Genomic DNA, 2679 nt, shown 5'->3' on the forward strand with positions numbered 1-2679 from the left:
ACAGCCTGAGCCCCGCAAGCCCAATCCTGATAAACTCCCCACCTCCCAGCCTCGGTCAGGCTGGTCGTTGGTAACTCAGCATCTCTCTTTTACGCAAACACGCTTATTTGAAATCGCCCATTTATTCTCGAGGTAATGGTGACTCACTCTTCGGATCAACGTACTGACGAAAAAAGCCTGCCTCGATTATTGCTCGATCTACTTTGGCAAATCKCCGTACTGTTGATCCCGATTTTCCTCGTGGCGGTACTACCGCTGTTATGGGCACTCGGTGTGGTACTGGGTTGTACTGCCTTAATGTGGCTGACCGCGCGGGCCGGTTGGCAACGAACCGGCCGAGGGGCTGCACGGCTGATGACCTCTGCCGCACTAGGCCTGGGTTTTAATCTGGGCAGGGCTTTGCCGGCGTACTGGGATATTGCGGGGGCAGCGGCTGTGATGTTCTTCGGGCTGGCTTGCGTCAGTCACTTGGAAAGACGTTTTGGCCTGGTCGATAAAACACAGGCCAAGTCGTCACCGCTATCGCCTGGTCAGTCTTCAGGTGGCGCCAGTGCCTGGGGTGGGGACGAACCTCAGCAAACTCCCGAGGGCGAGCCCATCAGGGTGTTCAACTACAGCGAAATCGCCATGGGCGGGCCCGTCCTGTGCGATTACCTATTTCCAGATGGGGTGCTGCTCCAGGGCCTTGGGTCGTCGGCTCGCTTCTCGAATGACGGACGTTATTTCGCCGCGCCTTTACCCTCGCGCCAAGCCTGGGGGTTGGTGATTCTGGATCGACAGTTGCGTCAGCTTTACCAGTGTTCGTGTGATGAATTTTGGGAACTGGATGCCTTTAACGACGGCATCCTGAGTGGGCGTTACAGTCCTCTGGTCGACAACGGCGCACGGGAGATCAGCCTGGAGCAACTGCTGACGACGGCTGAAAAGGTTAGCCTGGTGCCCGTTATTGACCTTTGGGTTGAGCCTGGTGACTGGCAAAAAAACCTTGCGCTCGACGCGTTCCGGCATACGTCTCCCGATGGTCAGCAAAGTTTGGACGCTTGTCTGGCGCTGCCGGCCAGCCTGCGTGAATTGCCACAGCCTTGCGCCCCGCTGATGAGCCCGGAATACCGCGTGAGCATAAACGGTGAGCCCACTTCGTTGCTGATCAGGGCCGATACCTCAATCATCTGGAATCACGATAGTCGCTCGTTCGCTTGCCATGCACGGATGGATGATGAGCAACCGCAAGCCCTCGAATACTGGCTCTGGCACGTAGACCGCGGCTGGCAAGCATTGCCTTGTCCGTGGCTATCCGCCGACAGCGAACCTTCCGTGGGTTGGAGCGCCCCCCTGGAGCTGGATGACCATTACCTGCGGCTATCGTCTTACTTCGACTACCCGCAGCCTGATCGCGGTCGCTATGGTTATGGCTTGTACAGCATACACAGCGACTGTGAGTCTCAGGTGGGCCATGATCCGAACGGCCGGGTGCAGGTTGCGCAGCGGCACCTGACTCGCGTGCGGTTGGCCGTGCCTCTGTTGGGTGATGGACAGCGAGGCGCGACGATGGTCGAGTCGGCACCATTGACTGATGATACGCGGGCTCAATTTAGCTGGCGGCAAGACAACAGCCTGGGGCTCGGGGGTTATACCTGCAGGATTGGGGGCTGGGAGTTACCGGGCGTTTGGCTGCTCGATCATCGAGTTTCAGACACTGGACGTTACATCGCATTAATACCGTTCGCCCTGCCGCCCGCCACAGCAGGTCACGTGGTGGTGGTCGACGCACAGGAACGACAATTGATGAACAGCCCTCCTCTGTTGGTCGCACGATTGTTGGACTTTCGTGGGCCGAGACTGAGCCTGGCAGTGATTCGAGGTCGCCTGGATCAGGATCGGCAAAGCAGTCCATTGCAGCGCTTTGATCAATCGCCACCCGAGGCGGACGATGCCGCTGCGTTTTGCCAGTATCGACAGGACTCGCGGCTTTACTACGAGTGGTGTGAGCTCAATGTCAGCCAACAAGGCCTGAACGCCCTCCCCGATTGGCGCCTGGTTCAACAGCCACAGTCTGCAATCGCCGATGGAAACTTTGTCCAGCCAGCACCGATGGATAAAGATGCCGCGTGGCTGTTCGGTTGTGAAACCGAATACGCCGACAGTTGGCTACGCGTCCAGAGCCCACGCCTGGGCGGGCATTTGCTGACGGCGTCCGGTTGCGCCATCAGCCATCTCGCGCCCTCGATGATCTGGTCCGAGGATGCACGCTATCTCGCGCTGACTCGACTCCATACCAACGTCGACGATGACCACGGAGGTCGCTTGGCATGGCAGATCTTGCTGTTGGATGTCCAGGAGCGAACCTTGAGGCATTCACCTCAGTGGCTCCACAATCGACCACAGTTTGAAGGTTTTAATGCCAATGTCTTGAAGGTGCGTCTATTTCTGCGCGACTGGGAAGCCGAGGATGAAAGAGACCGAGGCTCAATCAGCGCAATGAAGTTGAGCGACCTGCTGGCACTCCCCGCCGAGTCCCTGTGCCCACACGCAGGACTCTGGCTGACGAAGGATCAACTGTGTCACTCCGAAGCGTGRCAAGCATTGGATACATCGGCTTTACGCCATTGGCGCTAGTCACGTTTATCACTGGCGCTGGCATGGCGCGCAAATAGAGACGAAGCCGACTGAGGCACGTTC

1 protein-coding gene is annotated in these 2679 nt (G+C 58.1%); it reads left to right on the forward strand.

Features of this window, described 5'->3' with window-relative positions; genetic code table 11:
* Positions 1 to 135: 135 nt before the first annotated feature.
* Positions 136 to 2616, forward strand: coding sequence for a hypothetical protein (locus AC1DLB_RS27060; RefSeq protein ID WP_477786010.1), 2481 nt, complete (start codon positions 136 to 138; stop codon positions 2614 to 2616).
* The last annotated feature ends 63 nt before the right edge of the window (positions 2617 to 2679 follow it).

It is taken from the genome of Pseudomonas sp. 05N434 (assembly GCF_056396965.1).